Origin of the sequence: Candidatus Ulvibacter alkanivorans (assembly GCF_003333325.1) — a bacterium.
GTDB classification, from domain to species: Bacteria; Bacteroidota; Bacteroidia; order Flavobacteriales; family Flavobacteriaceae; genus Ulvibacter_A; species Ulvibacter_A alkanivorans.
The window spans coordinates 48182-63485 of sequence record NZ_QOLC01000096.1 but is presented as its reverse complement, the minus strand read 5'-3'; the positions used below and the strand labels follow the sequence as shown (position 1 = coordinate 63485).

The following is a 15304-nucleotide window of genomic DNA, read 5'->3' as shown; positions in this document are numbered from 1 at the left end:
GATGGAAGAATACGCAGGTGCCGCTAAATATAAGAACGACCGTAAGAGTGTGGTTACCATTGGAACCTTCGACGGGGTACATATTGGTCATAAGGCAATATTAAAACGACTTATCACTTCTGCCGATAAAAATGATCTAGATTCGGTGTTGCTTACTTTTTTTCCCCATCCTCGTATGGTGTTGCAACCCGATAGTGATCTGAAACTCATAAATACGATAGCCGAAAAAAAAGAACAACTCGAAGCATTAGGCTTGGACCATTTGATTATCCACCCTTTTACCAATGCGTTTTCTCGCTTAACTGCCTTGGAATACGTACGAGATATCCTCGTGAATACACTAAAAGCAAAAAAGATCATTATTGGATACGATCATCGTTTTGGTCGAAATAGAACTGCTAATATTGACGATCTAAAGGAGTTTGGAATCACCTATGGCTTCGAGGTCGAAGAAATAAGCGCACAAGAGCTGGATGAAGTCGCGGTGAGCAGTACCAAGATTCGAAAAGCCTTAAATGCCGGTGATATAACCACCGCAAATAACTATTTAGGATACCCTTTTATGCTGAGTGGAGTTGTAGTACCCGGAAAAGCAAAGGGTCGAACTTGGGGATTTCCAACAGCAAATCTAAAAGTGGACGCCCCTTATAAATTGATCCCTAAGAAAGGAGTCTATGTGGTGCAGGCTATGATCGATAACGAACGCGTATACGGGATTACCAGTATTGGTACCAATCCCACAGTTGGTGGTAAGGAGACGACTATTGAAACGTATTTCTTAGATATAGACAAACATTTGTACAATCAACCGCTTCGCATCGAATTTTTAACGCATATTCGTGACGAGATCAAATTTGAAGGCGCCAAAGCCGAACAAGAACTTATAGCTGCGATCAAAAAAGACGAACGATTTGCCAGAGATTATATAGGAAAACTTGAATAAATTTCTTTTTAAATATATAGATAACACCGGCCTCGTCTTGTTTCGAGTAGTGTTTGGTTTGTTAATTGCGATAGAAGCTTTTGGAGCAATCGCGACCGGCTGGTTGCGCCGTACCCTTATCGAACCTGAATTTACATTTAACTTCATTGGCTTCGATTTCTTACAGCCGCTACCTGGTAACGGTATGTATTTTTATTTTGTCCTAATGGGGATCTTTGGAGTGCTCGTTATGGTAGGATATAAATACAGATTCAGCATGGCGTGCTACGCCCTTATGTGGACTTGTGTTTATCTCATGCAAAAGACCTCATACAACAATCACTATTACTTATTAATGTTGTTATGTTGGATCATGGTCTTTTTACCGGCACATCGATGGTTTTCTTTAGACGCAAGATTGAATAAAAAGATCCGTTCGCTGGTCATGCCGCGTTGGGTCTTATGGGTGCTCATACTTCAAGTATGGATCGTTTATACCTATGCTTCGGTAGCAAAATGGTATCCCGATTGGTTGGACGGTACTGTAGCCGCGCTCTTTATGCGTGGTAAAAGCGACTACTGGCTCATTGGCGATGTGTTACAATTGGAGTGGGTGCATTGGGGTATTGTTTATGTGGGCATATTATTCGATCTGCTTATCGTTCCTTTATTGCTATGGAAACGTACGCGAATGTTAGGATTTATCATCTCAATATTCTTTCATTTGTTCAATTCGGTGGTATTTCAAATAGGGATCTTTCCCTATATGTCGATCGCATTTGCTCTATTTTTCTTTTCTCCAGAATTGCTTCGGAAGCGGTTCCTGCCTAAAAAACCAACCTTTTCCGAAGAATGGGTAATTGTTCCCAAGCATCGAAATCTCATCATAGGTGTTTTTTCGCTCTATTTTATAGTTCAAATAGCCTTGCCATTACGTCACTGGACATTCCCGGACGATGTACTATGGACAGAAGAAGGGCACCGACTAAGTTGGCGGATGATGCTTCGCGCTAAAGCCGCAACGCTTACCGTAAACGTAAAAGATAAAGGGAGCGACTCACTTACCGCATACAATTATGCAGCACTTCTAAGTAGAAAGCAACGCAGATCGGTAAAATCGAAACCCGACATGCTTTGGCAATTGGCACAACGAATAGAACAAATTGAGGCCGAGAAGGGACGTGATGTTGAGGTATATATGAATGTGTTCGTAAAGGTGAATGGGGGACAAAGACATCAACTTATAGATCCTACGGTCGATCTTTCTGCAGAAGAATGGAAACACTTTAGTCATCACGATTGGATCCTACCTTCACCAGACGATTATCACAAGAAAAAGGTTGATCGCAACCTAAAATTATCCCCGCTAAAAAACAACCGTGAATAGGGCTTAGAAGACCAATTTTACTACCTTTGCTGTCTTAAAATCGCACCCATTATGTTACAGGTTCACGAGATACAAGAGAATAAGGAAGAATATATCAAAGCACTTTCTAAAAGAGGGCTTGATGTTTCTGAAACTTTTGACAAGGTCTTGGCGGCCGATAGCCTTCGAAGAAGCACTCAAGCTAAACTCGATGAGACATTGGCGCAATCTAATTCGTATTCGAAAGAGATTGGTAAATTATTTCAAACGGGAGAAACCGAAAAAGCGAATGCATTAAAGGAGCGAACGGTGACGCTTAAAGAAACGTCAAAGATACTCTCTGAACAACTTTCGGCTGCTTCCGAAGAACTGCAACTACTGTTGTATACTATACCTAACATACCTCATAAATTGGTGCCGGCCGGAACCGATGAGAATGACAATGAAGAAACCTTTCGTGAAGGTGAAATCCCAACCTTAGATACAGAAGCACTTCCTCATTGGGAACTGGCTAAAAAGTACGACATCATCGATTTTGAGTTGGGGGTTAAGATCACCGGTGCGGGTTTTCCTGTGTACAAGGGGAAAGGGGCACGTTTGCAACGTGCCTTAATTAGTTATTTCTTAGATAAAAATATTGAAGCGGGCTATACCGAGTTTCAAGTGCCTCATATGGTCAATGAAGCTTCTGGTTTTGGTACGGGTCAGTTACCCGATAAAGAAGGTCAGATGTACCATATAACAGCCGATGACCTATATTTAATTCCAACAGCAGAAGTCCCTGTTACCAATATGTTTAGAGGCGATCTGCTTATGCACAACGAACTGCCTATAACGTGTACAGGATATACCCCATGTTTTAGAAGAGAAGCCGGAAGTTATGGGGCACATGTTCGAGGATTGAACAGACTGCATCAATTTGACAAGGTCGAAATTGTACGCATAGAACATCCTGATGCTAGTTATGAAGCCTTAGATGGAATGGTAGAACATGTAAAAGGAATTTTGCGTGAGTTAAAACTGCCGTATCGAATCCTGCGTTTATGCGGTGGTGATCTCGGATTTACTAGTGCACTCACCTACGACTTTGAGGTATTTTCTACCGCTCAAGATCGATGGTTGGAAATTTCTTCAGTATCCAATTTTGAGACCTTTCAAGCCAATCGATTGAAGCTTCGTTTTAAGGACAGCGATGGGAAAAATCAACTCGTGCATACTTTAAACGGAAGTGCATTGGCGTTACCGCGTGTATTGGCAGGAATCCTTGAAAACTGCCAGACTCCTAATGGTATCAAAATCCCTGAGGTGTTGGTTCCCTATTGTGGTTTCGATATCATCGATTAATTTCTGCATAGAAACGCTAATCACTACTACTTAATTTGAACACCATTGTGGTTGTTCTTAAAAAAACTGCTAAATACGGCTTCGTTTTTGATGTACGCAATGAGAATTCTATTCGTTATATTTACAACATGCGCATTCTCATATTTTTATTACTGATTCTGTTTGCTTCTGAAGGCCTTGCTCAAAACGACCTACTGGCCAAGAATTATTTTGAACAAGGCGAGTTTGAAAAAGCACTGGTGTTGTACGAAAAACTGCGTAAGCAGCAACCCGGGCGTATGGATTTTCTTCTGAAAATGGTTGAAGCCAATCAACAATTAGAGAATTTTTCCGAAGCAGAAACCCTATTAAAAAGTCGAGTTCAGGGCCGTAATACCAATCCGCAAATATTGATCGAGCTTGGTTATAATGCAGCGCTTCAGAACAAAGACCAAGAGGCGCAAACCTACTACGACCAAGCGATAGAATTTTTACAAATCAATCCTAGTTACGCATATACAATTGGAGCCTCATTTAGCAAATACAGTTTACTGGATGAAGCCGTAGAGACCTATGAGAAAGCGATGATACTGGATCCGGAGCGTGATTTCAACGGACAGTTGGCACGTATCTATGGAGAGCAAGGAAAGCTGGAAAAGATGTTTACAAAATACATCGACCTAATGCAGAGTAATCCGTCGTATCAAAGCATCGCTCAACGAAATTTCAGTTTGTACATTAATGAAGACCCGGCCAACGAAGGAAATAGCATTTTAAGAAAGGTGCTCTTACAACGGCTCCAACAAGACCCGGATATACTGTACAATGAGTTGTTGAGCTGGCTTTTCATTCAGCAGAAGGAATTTAAAAAAGCCTTTACACAAGAAAAAGCAATTTACAAACGACTAGGAGAAGAAGATCTTGGTGGTATAATGGATGTAGCCTTGATCGCAATAAGTGAGCAATCGTATGAGGATGCATTAGATATGTTGGATTTTGTAATTGAAAAGTCCTATACAGCAGACGCAAAACTAAGGGCGCATCAATACCTAATGCAAGTGTTGCTTGAAACTGCCGATCCTTCTGAATACGCAAGTATTGAGAAACAGTTTGAAGAATTGTTTGAAACCTATGGCAGAGATCGTTCTACGTATCTTTTACAAATAGATTACAACCATTTTTTAGCGTTTAATGCCGGTAAGAAAAGCTTGGCCATCGAAAATTTAAAGTCGCTAAGCCAAGCACGACTGTCTACCTATCAAGAAGCTAGAGTTAAAATGGAATTGGCCGATATTTTAGTATTCGATGAAAAATTTAACCAAGCATTGATCTATTATTCACAAATTCAGAAAATGGTTCAGAATGATAGATTATCGCAAGAGGCGCGATTTAAGGTTGCGCGAACCAGTTATTATAAAGGTGATTTCGAATGGGCACAAGTGCAATTGGATGTGCTTCGGAAATCGGCTTCTCAACTCATTGCTAACGATGCGATGGAACTAAGCCTGATGATCCGAGATAATTCACTGGAAGACTCTACACAAACCGCATTAAAGAAATTTGCAAGAGCAGATCTGTTGGCGCTTCAGAAGCGAAACAAAGAAGCCATTACACTTTTGGATGACATACTAACAAACCATAAAGGAGAGGCGATCGAAGACGAAGCCTTGCTCAAACAAGGAGCACTTTATGAAGCTACCAATGATTCTGAAAAAGCAATAGAGAACTATAACAAAGTGATTACTTTTTATGGCGATGATATATTAGCTGACGATGCTCATTTTAGATTGGCTAAGTTGTACGAGCAATTAGACAACATAGACAAGGCGAAAGCGTATTATGAACAACTAATTTTTAATTTTGCAGATAGCATCTATTTTGTTGAAGCTAGGAAGAAATTTAGGGCTCTTAGAGGTGATGCGATCAATTAGAAAAGCCTATGGCCACCAAAAGAAAAATAGACTGGCTTAATCATTTTCTCGAATTTATCGTGGTCATTATTGGTATTTTGATCGCGTTTCAATTAAACACCTGTTCCGAAGAACGAAAAGAGCAAAAGGCGGTCGCATTGCATATTCAAAATATCTTGGATGAATCGGAGTTTAACCGAAAGAACCTAGAGGCTGCTATTCAATATTCAGACACCTTATTGGTGGCGATGGATTCTTTGCTTTCTGAAGTAAACGGAGATAAGGATCCTACCACCATGAACAGACTTTCACTACAGATTTTATCGATAAATCCGTTGTATCTAAAGAAGAATGCGTATAATTCGTTGGTCACATCGGGAGATGTCCGCTTTATTAATGACTTCGATTTGAAGAATGATATTATTCAGCTATACGAATTTTACAGGTGGGCCGAAGGTATAGATGAGGTCACAATGGACACCTACCAAAAGTATTATTACCCTTATTTAGTAGAACATTTTGATCTTACTCAAGGCAAAGAACAGGACATAGCAGTGTACGATACGAAGTTGTTCAAAAATAGTGTGGCCGGATATCGGTATACCTTAGCCATGCGAATTAATCAGAATAAAGAAACCTTACGGATGATCGAAACGTTTATTTCCTATCATCAACTAGAAAATCAATAAATGTATATTTACAACGTAACCATAAACATAGACGAATCGATACATGACGAATGGCTTGATTGGATGAAGAAGAGACATATTCCTGCAATGCTTGCAACAGGAAAGTTCACTAAGGCCCTTATGACCCGTGTTCAGGTGGAAGAAGAGATGGGAGGCATTAGTTATTCGGTTCAATATCGAACCGAGAGCAAAGAATTGCTTCAGAAATACTATCAAGAAGATGCCGATACATTGCGCGCACAAAGCAAACCGTTTGAGGGAAAATTCGTTGCCTTTAGAACCGAATTAGAGGTGATAGATGAGCAGTAAAAATCAAAATGACAGTTCTTCCGAAGGGAAATCAGGAGGGCGTGTTCGCCCAAAAAAGCATTTAGGTCAACATTTTTTACATGACGAACACATCGCACGAAAAATAGGCGATACGTTACAATTCCAAGGATATTCGAACGTGTTGGAAGTAGGCCCGGGGATGGGCGTGCTAACAAAATATCTAATTGAAAAAGAGGTTGATGTAGTGGCGATGGAATTAGACAGTGAGTCGGTCACCTACCTAGAAGCTGAATACCAACATTCCAATTTACAAGTATTGGAAGCCGATTTTTTAAAGACCGATCTTAGGGAGATCTTCGGAGATGAGCCTTTTGCGATCACCGGTAATTTTCCGTACAACATTTCTACACAGATCGTATTTAAGATGCTCGAATATCGCGATCAGATTCCTGAATTTTCGGGAATGTTTCAGAAAGAAGTAGCACAGCGAATTTGTGAAAAGGAGGGAAGTAAGACGTATGGGATCCTCTCGGTACTTACACAGGCTTTTTACGAGGCCGAATATTTATTTACAGTTTCCCCCGGTGTTTTTAATCCGCCACCAAAAGTAGATAGTGGTGTACTGCGTTTGCTGCGAAAAAAGGACTATTCGTTACCAGTATCGGACGCTTTCTTTTTTAAGGTCGTTAAAACTGCGTTTCAGCAGCGAAGAAAAACATTGCGAAACAGTTTAAAAAGCTTTAATCTTTCGCCTAAAATAAAAGAAGATGCTATCTTTGGAAAGCGCCCGGAACAACTTTCGGTTGCACAGTTTATTGCGCTAACCCAAAAACTAGCCGACGATGCCATTTCAACTCACGACTGATTTTCTTGAACAGATAGAGCAGCTCATCGCCATTAAGGATGGAAATGCTTTACGTGAGTTATTACAAGATTTTCACTTTGCCGACATAGCCGAGATCTTAGAAGAGCTTAATAGCGACGAGGCAACGTATTTAATTAAGTTGCTGGAGACGGTGATCACTTCGGAAGCGTTAATGGAGCTGGACGATGATGTGCGTGAAAAGATATTAGACCGCTTATCTCCTAAGGAGATCGCAGAAGAATTAGAAGAACTTGATACCGATGATGCTGCCGATATTATCGCCGAACTGGATGACGATATCCAACAAAAGGTAATTGGTCAGATCGTTGACGAAGACCATGCTGCCGATATTGTCGATCTTTTAAAGTACGATGAAGATACGGCCGGTGCGCTTATGGCAAAAGAATTGGTTCGTGTAAAAGAAACCTGGACCGTCGCAGGATGCGTGCGTGAAATGCGGCGACAAGCTAAAAATGTAACTCGGGTACATTCTATCTATGTAACCAATAAAGAAGGAAAATTAACAGGAAGGTTGTCCTTAAAAGATCTTTTGACCGCTTCGGAAAAAGCACATATTAGTGAAGTGTTCATCCCTAAGGTAGATTATGTAACCGTACATACCGAAAATGAGGAAGTAGCGCGTATTATGCAAAAGTATGACCTAGAGGCGATTCCTGTGATCGATGAGGAAGGCATATTAGTGGGACGTATAACCATAGACGATATTGTTGATTTTATAAAAGATGAAGCTGAAAAGGATTACCAGATGGCAGCCGGTATCTCTCAAGTCGTCGAAGCCGATGATAGCGTTTGGGAACTCACCCGCGCCCGCTTGCCTTGGTTGGTATTAGGGCTGTTTGGTGGTTTGGGGAGTGTCTACATCATGCAAGGATTTGAAGAGGCCTTAGAGCAATTTCCCATTCTTTTCTTTTTTACTCCTCTTATTGCTGCAATGGCAGGAAATGTCGGGGTGCAATCGAGTGCGATCATTGTGCAAGGACTCGCTAATGACAATGTGAAAGGGAGTTTGTTCAATCGATTGGTGAAAGAAGTTGGCTTGGCACTTATTAACGGAACTGCATTAGGACTTTTAGTAATTATTTTTGGAACCATTGTTGGGCAAGAACAATTGGTAAGTATTACCATAGCTGCTTCCATGTTATCGGTGATCATTGTCGCCGCCCTAATTGGTACGTTTGTTCCTATAATTCTAGACAAACGAGGAATAGACCCGGCAATTGCCACAGGGCCTTTTATCACTACCAGCAATGATATCTTCGGAATTTTTCTGTTCTTTTATATCTCAAAAGTTGTGCTTGGATTTTGAAGAAAATTTATTCTGAAACATTTAGGGTTCCCAAATCGGCCATCGATCACAATGGACATGTAAACAATGTCACATATCTACAATGGTGTATCGATATAGCTGAAAAACACTGGATCGCAAAAACGGATCCATCTACAAGAGAAGACCATGTTTGGGTTGTACTAGAGCACACGATAGCTTATAAGAATCCGTCCTTTCAAGGGGAAACCTTATCGATTAGCACCTGGGTTCGCTCTGCCGAAGGCGTAAAAAGTGAACGCAGTTATAGGATCGAACGCCCCAGTGATGGTAAAACGATCGTAGAGGCGAGTTCGGTTTGGTGCTTTGTGAATGCAAAAACACATCGTCCGTCAAAAATTTCCGAAGAAATATGTACCTTATTTGTCTAAATATAAGCTATTGAAACCGATAAACGTAAACGAGAAATTTTCAAAATTCAACAAACAATGGCATCCCCATCAAATAGCTGTCGTAGACGATATGCAGGTACTACTGGCCAAACTTCAAGGTGAGTTTGTGTGGCACAAACATGAGGAGGAAGATGAATTATTCCTTGTTCAGAAGGGAACATTAGAAATGCATTTTCGAGATAGGGTTGAAATTGTAAGACAAGGAGAGATCATTGTGGTCCCTAAAGGTGTAGAACATTGTCCGAAGTCCCAAGGAGATAAAGAAGTGTGTGTATTGCTCTTTGAGAAGTTAGCGACCAAACATACCGGTGATGTAGATCATGAACGCACTCAAACCAGTTATCCAAAAATATAAGAGGTGAGAATTCTTCATTTAGATAAGAACCATTCGATATTGCTCGAGCAACTCGCTAAAGCGGGATTTGAGAACGTGGAAGCCTACAGTGATTCTAAAGAAACTGTAGAAGCTCAGCTTCATGCCTACGATGGTATTGTAATTCGCAGTAGGTTTACTATTGATAGATCATTTTTGGATGCCGGAAAAAAGCTAAAGTTTATTGCGAGAGTAGGGGCCGGATTGGAGAATATCGATCTTGCCTATGCTGAGAAAAATGGGGTTCATCTTATTGCAGCACCTGAAGGCAATAGAAATGCAGTAGGAGAACATGCATTAGGAATGTTGTTATCGTTGTTCAACAACTTGAATCAAGCCGATAAAGAGGTAAGGAACGGTCAATGGAATCGAGAAAAGAATCGAGGTGTAGAATTAGATGGTAAGACTGTTGGTATTATTGGCTACGGAAACATGGGGAAAGCATTTGCAAAAAAACTGCAAGGATTCGACTGTACAGTAGTATGTTATGATATTAAGGATGAGGTAGGTGATCGAAATGCCACGCAGGTCTCGTTGCGTACCCTTCAAGAAATGGCCGATGTGTTGAGTTTGCACACACCGTTGACACCGGAGACCAACGCTATGATTAACAGTGATTTTATTGCGGCTTTTAGCAAGCCGTTTTGGTTTATAAATACGGCTCGTGGCAAGAGTGTTGTTACCAGCGACTTGTTGGATGCACTGAAGAACGGGAAGATTTTAGGAGCAGGATTGGACGTGTTAGAATATGAAAAAGCATCGTTTGAGTCGTTGTTTTCTAAAACGCTTCCGAAGGCATTTCAGGAATTATTAGAAATGGACAATGTAGTGTTAAGTCCGCATGTGGCGGGATGGACAGTAGAGAGCAAGCAAAAATTAGCACAGGTGATCGTCGAGAAGATCATTCAGTTTAAAAATCAATTTTCAGAAAAAAAACAGTAGGATGAAAAAGCGAGTAACAGGATTAGGTGGATTTTTTTTTAAGACCAAAGATCCCGATGCCATCAAAGATTGGTATGGAAAACATTTAGGGCTGAACACCGATGCGTATGGATGTACTTTTTGGTGGCAGGATGAAGTGGGAAATAAATGTAGCACACAATGGAGTCCGTTTAAAGAGGAAACGAAGTATTTCGATCCGAGTAAAAAGGAGTTTATGATGAATTTTCGAGTGGAAAATTTAGTCGAATTATTAGCAATCTTAAAAGATGAAGGGGTAACCGTTCTAGGGGAGATTGAGGAATACGATTACGGCAAGTTTGGTTGGATTCTTGACCCCGAAGGAAACAAAATTGAACTATGGGAACCGGTAGACAAAGCGTTCTTGTAGGAAAAATTGTGAGAGTAGGATGACTTAGAGCTAATTAAAAATTTTTACATTTGAAAAACAACTAAACCAAAACCAACATGGAAGAGAATACAAATAACGAATATGACAGCACTAAAAAACGTATGGAAGACAGTGCAGACAACCTAGGAAATGAAGCAAAGAGTTCGGCCAAAGATTTTAAAGAAGGCTGGAATGAGGTTACTCACAGTGAGGAGAATAAAAAGATGATCGCCGGAATTTTAGCTATCGTAATAGGCTCTCTGGGAATTCATAAGTTTATACTTGGCTATACGCAAGAAGGTATTATTCAAATTGTGATTACCATCGTTACTTGTGGAATTGGTGGTATTATAGGGTTGATAGTAGGAATTATTTATTTAACCAAGAGTGACGAAGAGTTCTACCAAACGTACCAAGTAGGTAAAAAGGGCTGGTTCTAATTTAAAAAAACAGTAACATGGAGCAAAATACCAACGAAGAGTTCGACAGTACTAAAAAGCAAACGGATGATTCTTCAGATTCTTTTGAGAAAGAAGCTAAAAACACTGCCAACGAATTTAAGGAGAGCTGGAATGAGGTAACGAACAGTGCCGATAATAAAAAAATGCTCGCCGGTTTGTTAGCCATTTTCTTAGGAACTTTTGGTGTTCATAAGTTTATACTAGGGTATAACAAAGAGGGCATCATCTTGTTAGGAATCTTTTTAGTTTCATTGCCTTTAACCTGTATAATTATTGGGGCGTTTACAATGTACATTCCTGGGATTATAGGGCTAATTGAAGGAATTATCTATTTGACCAAAAGTGACGAGGAGTTTTACAACACCTACCAAGTAGGTAAGAAACCTTGGTTCTAGAGAAACTGAATAGCTTTTAGCAAGGATTTATGCTGAAAGCTATTGTTTTTTAGGTATAATATCGTAATATTGCAATATACTTATAGGGGTCTAGTTTTAAACATCCTATTGTATGCTATTGTTAAAACAGGTCGCTATGGGAGCCTCAAAGAATTTTTTACATACAGCCGAAGAAAACCGATTAGCAGCACTGGCAAAAGTGCTGTCACACCCTGCGCGTGTATCCATTCTAAGCTATATAGGCGATTGTGAAGGTTGCTTGTGCAAAGATATAGCCGAAAAGATCCGACTCTCGCAGCCAACCACATCACAGCATCTGCAAGTAATAAAAAAGGCAGGGCTGTTACAAAGTAGGTTCAAAGGTAAGAACCAGTTATATTTTATTAATAAATCGAGGTTGTGCGACCTTAAAGAACTATTTCATAATTTTTTCGAAACCACCGAACAAAAATGTTGTTCTCCAACTATTTAATACTATGCAAATACAAGAACTCTTATCATTATTAGAAACCCACTCTGGAAAAGAACTCATGTTTCAATACGACACCAACAAATTCGTTGGTAAGAACTACCACATAACAGAAGTAAAACACCTTCAAATTGACTCGGTCGATTGTGGGGCGCGAACAGATGCTTGGAACGAAACTATCATTCAGCTGTGGGAGGCTCCTTCCGAAGTAAATAAAACCGAAGGAATGAGTGCGTTAAAAGCATTGGGAATATTAAAAAAAGTAGGACGTCTGCGATCGTATGATTCTGCTTCCGAAGTACGTTTTGAATATGGAAATGAAGAATTTCATACAGCGCAACTTTTTGTTAATGATTATGAAATATACGGTTCCGAATTGAGACTTAATTTAGCGATTCAGAAAACAGAGTGTAAAGCAAAAGAAGCTTGTGGCCTGCCTTCAGAAAAAACGATGGTAGCCGAAACAAGCTGTTGTACACCAGATAGTGGATGTTGTTAAAAAATATATACGATGAAAAATATACTTGTACTTTGCACCGGAAATAGTTGTAGAAGTCAGATGGCTCACGGATACCTCGATCATTTTGCCGGTAATCGCGCGGCCGTTTACAGTGCCGGAATTGAAACACATGGGTTAAACCAGAAAGCGGTGGCCACGATGGCCGAGGACGGGATCGATATTTCTAACCACAGCTCAAACCACGTGGATGAATACGAAGATATCGACTGGGATTTTATTATTACCGTTTGTGACCACGCCAACGAGAACTGCCCATTTATCCCGGCACCTAATGCCAAACGATTGCACCAAAACTTTAGTGATCCCTCAAAACTTTCAGGAACTAATGTTGAAGTTAAAAAAGCATTTGCCAAGACTCGAGATCAAATTAAAGACTATTGTAAGACCTTCGTTGCTCAAAATCTGTAATCGAATTATTTAATCCACTTAATTTCATACCTTTAGAGGGCTGCTAATCAAAAGCTTCCGGTATGAAATATTATCTAATTCTATGTGCTTTGGCGCTTTTCGTGCCAAACATAGTCGCTCAAAACACCCAAGAGGAATCCGTAGTTTTAGATAGTCTACCAAGTTGGGTCAAGAATATAAATGGTAATACAATTGATTCTACTGCGATTCGCAAAAGAATGTTTGAAGCGGTTCGCACTTCGGAAGCAAAATCTGTAGAACGCATTCAAGCGTATCTCGAACTAGCAGAATGGCATCAAGGCGCCAAGACGATCGATTCTACATTGTTCTATTTGAACAAGTCTGAAGCCCTATCCAAACAGTTAAACAACAAACGTCTTGAGGCTAGAACGTACTTATTGTATGAAGATAGTTATAAGGCAAGAGCGCAATATAACAAGGCAGAACCTTATGCGCTAAAGGCATTACAGCTTTATGAAGCTGAAGAGGATGTGTTGGGTACTGCGGAAGCGTATCTTAGGCTAAGTGACCTTTTTTATTATCAAGATGTGTACGACAAGGGCATGGAATATGCCAGAAATGCGATACAATTGCTCGAGGACAAAAATGAGCCAAGAACCCTTGCCAAAGCCTATCGCTATTTAGCAAACAACCAGCTATTTAATGAAGAACCTGAAGCAGCCTTACCTAATGCCGAAAAGGCCGTCGCTATTCTTATCGATGCCAACATTAGCGATATCGATTTTATAAGCAGCAGGAATACCAGAGGAAATATTTATAAATATCTAGAGCGATTTAATGACGCCATGATAGATTATAAGGCGAGCCTTACTGCCGCAGGTGAAATAAATAATTCCGGCATGTACAGTGCGGCCTTGGGAAATATTGGGCATGTTCACCTAATGCAGGAGGAGTACCGCAGCGCACTTCCCTATCTTTTACAAGCCATCGATATAATGAAGGCCAGTGGTAATACAAAGAACCTTTGGGAAAATTACATGCATACCTCCATTGCGTATGAGATGCTGGAAGATTATAAAAAATCGTTAGAATACGATATCCTCTACACAAGAGAACGTGAAGCCTATAACCAATCGATCATTAAAAGATTGCAGTCTGAGTTGCAAATCAAGTATGAGACCGATAAGAAGGAAGCTACCATTAGTGAGCAGCAGGAACGTATCGATCGCCAGCGCAAAATTCAGTTTCTTTATATCGGTATCGGAATATTATTAGCAGGATTGCTTTTGTTTATGTTCTTTTCACTTCGGAATATTAGGCGAAAGCGACAGGCTTTGGCAAAACTGAATCGTGAGCTCGATGAAAAGCGCAAGACCGTAGAAGAAACTAATAAGGCACTTTCGAAATCGATCACCGACCTAAAAGCAGCGCAAGCGCAACTCATTCAATCTGAAAAAATGGCATCACTGGGAGAACTCACGGCGGGCATTGCACACGAAATCCAGAATCCGTTGAATTTTGTCAATAACTTTTCCGAAGTGAACACCGAACTCATTGAAGAATTGAAAGAAGAAATAGCAAAAGGAGATTCCGAAGAGATCAATGCACTTATTTCAGATATAGATACCAATCTGCAGAAGATCTTACATCACGGGCAACGGGCCGAAGGAATTGTAAAAGGGATGTTGCAGCACAGTAGAACGAACACCGGAGAGCGAGAAGCTGTCAACATTAATAAATTAGCCGATGAATACCTGCGCCTATCCTATCATGGGTTACGCGCGAAGGATAAAAGTTTTAATGTGAATCTCGTAACCGATTACGACGAAAAGATCGATACCATCCAAGCCGTACCTCAAGATCTGGGAAGGGTTGTGTTAAATTTGGTGACCAATGCATTTTACGCTGTAAGGGAGCAGACGCGAACAACAGCAGATAAAAACTATAAACCGGAAGTTAGCGTTCGTACCAAAAAATTGGAAAATTGGATCCGCATAGAAGTGACCGATAATGGGAACGGGATTCCAAAGAAAATCATCGATAAGATCTTTCAACCATTTTATACCACCAAGCCCACAGGGGAAGGGACAGGATTGGGCCTTAGTCTTAGCTATGATATTGTAACGGCCCATGGTGGTGAACTTACCGTTGTTTCAAAAGAAGGGCAAGGAACTACCTTTACACTAGCATTGCCGGCGACCAAATAATAGCTAGAATATCTTCCATATCATGCATCATTAAGGCGCTAGTTTCGTTGGGCTGATTGAACTTAAGAAACATTATAATAGTAGCGCTGTTTTAACGT

The 15304-nt window shown here is 40.4% G+C and carries 18 protein-coding genes; all 18 read left to right on the top strand.

Translation table 11 applies throughout. The annotated features are described in order from the left end of the window. The first annotated feature begins 1 nt into the window (after position 1). The 18 genes from DWA30_RS10395 to DWA30_RS13505 all read left to right on the top strand — a co-directional run bounded on the left by DWA30_RS10395 (position 2) and on the right by DWA30_RS13505 (position 15206). Positions 2 to 943 carry a bifunctional riboflavin kinase/FAD synthetase gene (locus tag DWA30_RS10395; protein ID WP_114492475.1) on the top strand — a complete coding sequence of 314 codons (942 nt, stop codon included), beginning with the start codon at positions 2 to 4 and terminating at the stop codon, positions 941 to 943. After that, complete coding sequence (locus DWA30_RS10390) at positions 936 to 2309, top strand: HTTM domain-containing protein (protein ID WP_114492474.1); 1374 nt, start codon at positions 936 to 938, stop codon at positions 2307 to 2309. Before DWA30_RS10395 ends, DWA30_RS10390 begins: the two co-directional genes overlap by 8 nt. 51 nt (positions 2310 to 2360) lie before the next feature. Continuing rightward, positions 2361 to 3632, top strand: coding sequence for a serine--tRNA ligase (gene serS / locus DWA30_RS10385; protein ID WP_114492473.1), 1272 nt, complete (start codon positions 2361 to 2363; stop codon positions 3630 to 3632). A gap of 128 nt (positions 3633 to 3760) precedes the next feature. Continuing rightward, positions 3761 to 5542 (top strand): tetratricopeptide repeat protein, encoded by a 1782-nt coding sequence (locus DWA30_RS10380; RefSeq protein ID WP_114492509.1) that lies wholly within the window; start codon positions 3761 to 3763, stop codon positions 5540 to 5542. Between the two features lie 8 nt (positions 5543 to 5550). Continuing rightward, positions 5551 to 6210 carry a hypothetical protein gene (locus DWA30_RS10375; RefSeq protein WP_114492472.1) on the top strand — a complete coding sequence of 220 codons (660 nt, stop codon included), beginning with the start codon at positions 5551 to 5553 and terminating at the stop codon, positions 6208 to 6210. After that, positions 6211 to 6519 (top strand): DUF4286 family protein, encoded by a 309-nt coding sequence (locus tag DWA30_RS10370; protein WP_114492471.1) that lies wholly within the window; start codon positions 6211 to 6213, stop codon positions 6517 to 6519. Further along, the gene (gene rsmA, locus DWA30_RS10365; protein WP_114492470.1) at positions 6509 to 7345 is read left to right on the top strand and encodes a 16S rRNA (adenine(1518)-N(6)/adenine(1519)-N(6))-dimethyltransferase RsmA; all 837 of its coding nucleotides are present in this window, start codon (positions 6509 to 6511) and stop codon (positions 7343 to 7345) included. The genes DWA30_RS10370 and rsmA overlap by 11 nt, the downstream gene beginning before the upstream one ends. Continuing rightward, the gene (gene mgtE / locus DWA30_RS10360) at positions 7323 to 8672 is read left to right on the top strand and encodes a magnesium transporter (protein ID WP_114492469.1); all 1350 of its coding nucleotides are present in this window, start codon (positions 7323 to 7325) and stop codon (positions 8670 to 8672) included. Before rsmA ends, mgtE begins: the two co-directional genes overlap by 23 nt. After that, on the top strand, positions 8669 to 9061 hold the full coding sequence (locus DWA30_RS10355) for an acyl-CoA thioesterase (RefSeq protein ID WP_245933901.1): 393 nt from the start codon (positions 8669 to 8671) through the stop codon (positions 9059 to 9061). The genes mgtE and DWA30_RS10355 overlap by 4 nt, the downstream gene beginning before the upstream one ends. 10 nt (positions 9062 to 9071) lie before the next feature. Continuing rightward, positions 9072 to 9437, top strand: coding sequence for a cupin domain-containing protein (locus tag DWA30_RS10350; protein ID WP_114492467.1), 366 nt, complete (start codon positions 9072 to 9074; stop codon positions 9435 to 9437). A 3-nt stretch (positions 9438 to 9440) separates the two neighbouring features. Further along, entirely contained in the window at positions 9441 to 10397 is a 957-nt protein-coding gene (locus DWA30_RS10345; protein WP_114492466.1) for a 2-hydroxyacid dehydrogenase, read from the top strand. A gap of 1 nt (position 10398) precedes the next feature. Continuing rightward, on the top strand, positions 10399 to 10785 hold the full coding sequence (locus DWA30_RS10340; protein ID WP_114492465.1) for a VOC family protein: 387 nt from the start codon (positions 10399 to 10401) through the stop codon (positions 10783 to 10785). Positions 10786 to 10862: 77 nt separating this feature from the next. Further along, the gene (locus DWA30_RS10335; RefSeq protein WP_114492464.1) at positions 10863 to 11225 is read left to right on the top strand and encodes a TM2 domain-containing protein; all 363 of its coding nucleotides are present in this window, start codon (positions 10863 to 10865) and stop codon (positions 11223 to 11225) included. 17 nt (positions 11226 to 11242) lie between these two features. After that, positions 11243 to 11641 (top strand): TM2 domain-containing protein, encoded by a 399-nt coding sequence (locus DWA30_RS10330; RefSeq protein ID WP_114492463.1) that lies wholly within the window; start codon positions 11243 to 11245, stop codon positions 11639 to 11641. A gap of 112 nt (positions 11642 to 11753) precedes the next feature. Continuing rightward, positions 11754 to 12113, top strand: coding sequence for an ArsR/SmtB family transcription factor (locus DWA30_RS10325; protein ID WP_114492462.1), 360 nt, complete (start codon positions 11754 to 11756; stop codon positions 12111 to 12113). Positions 12114 to 12117: 4 nt separating this feature from the next. Further along, positions 12118 to 12609: a DUF6428 family protein gene (locus tag DWA30_RS10320; protein WP_114492461.1), complete on the top strand. Its 492-nt coding sequence runs from the start codon at positions 12118 to 12120 to the stop codon at positions 12607 to 12609. A 12-nt stretch (positions 12610 to 12621) separates the two neighbouring features. After that, the gene (locus tag DWA30_RS10315) at positions 12622 to 13038 is read left to right on the top strand and encodes an arsenate reductase ArsC (RefSeq protein WP_210725402.1); all 417 of its coding nucleotides are present in this window, start codon (positions 12622 to 12624) and stop codon (positions 13036 to 13038) included. Between the two features lie 62 nt (positions 13039 to 13100). Next, entirely contained in the window at positions 13101 to 15206 is a 2106-nt protein-coding gene (locus DWA30_RS13505; protein WP_245933900.1) for an ATP-binding protein, read from the top strand. Positions 15207 to 15304 lie beyond the last annotated feature (98 nt).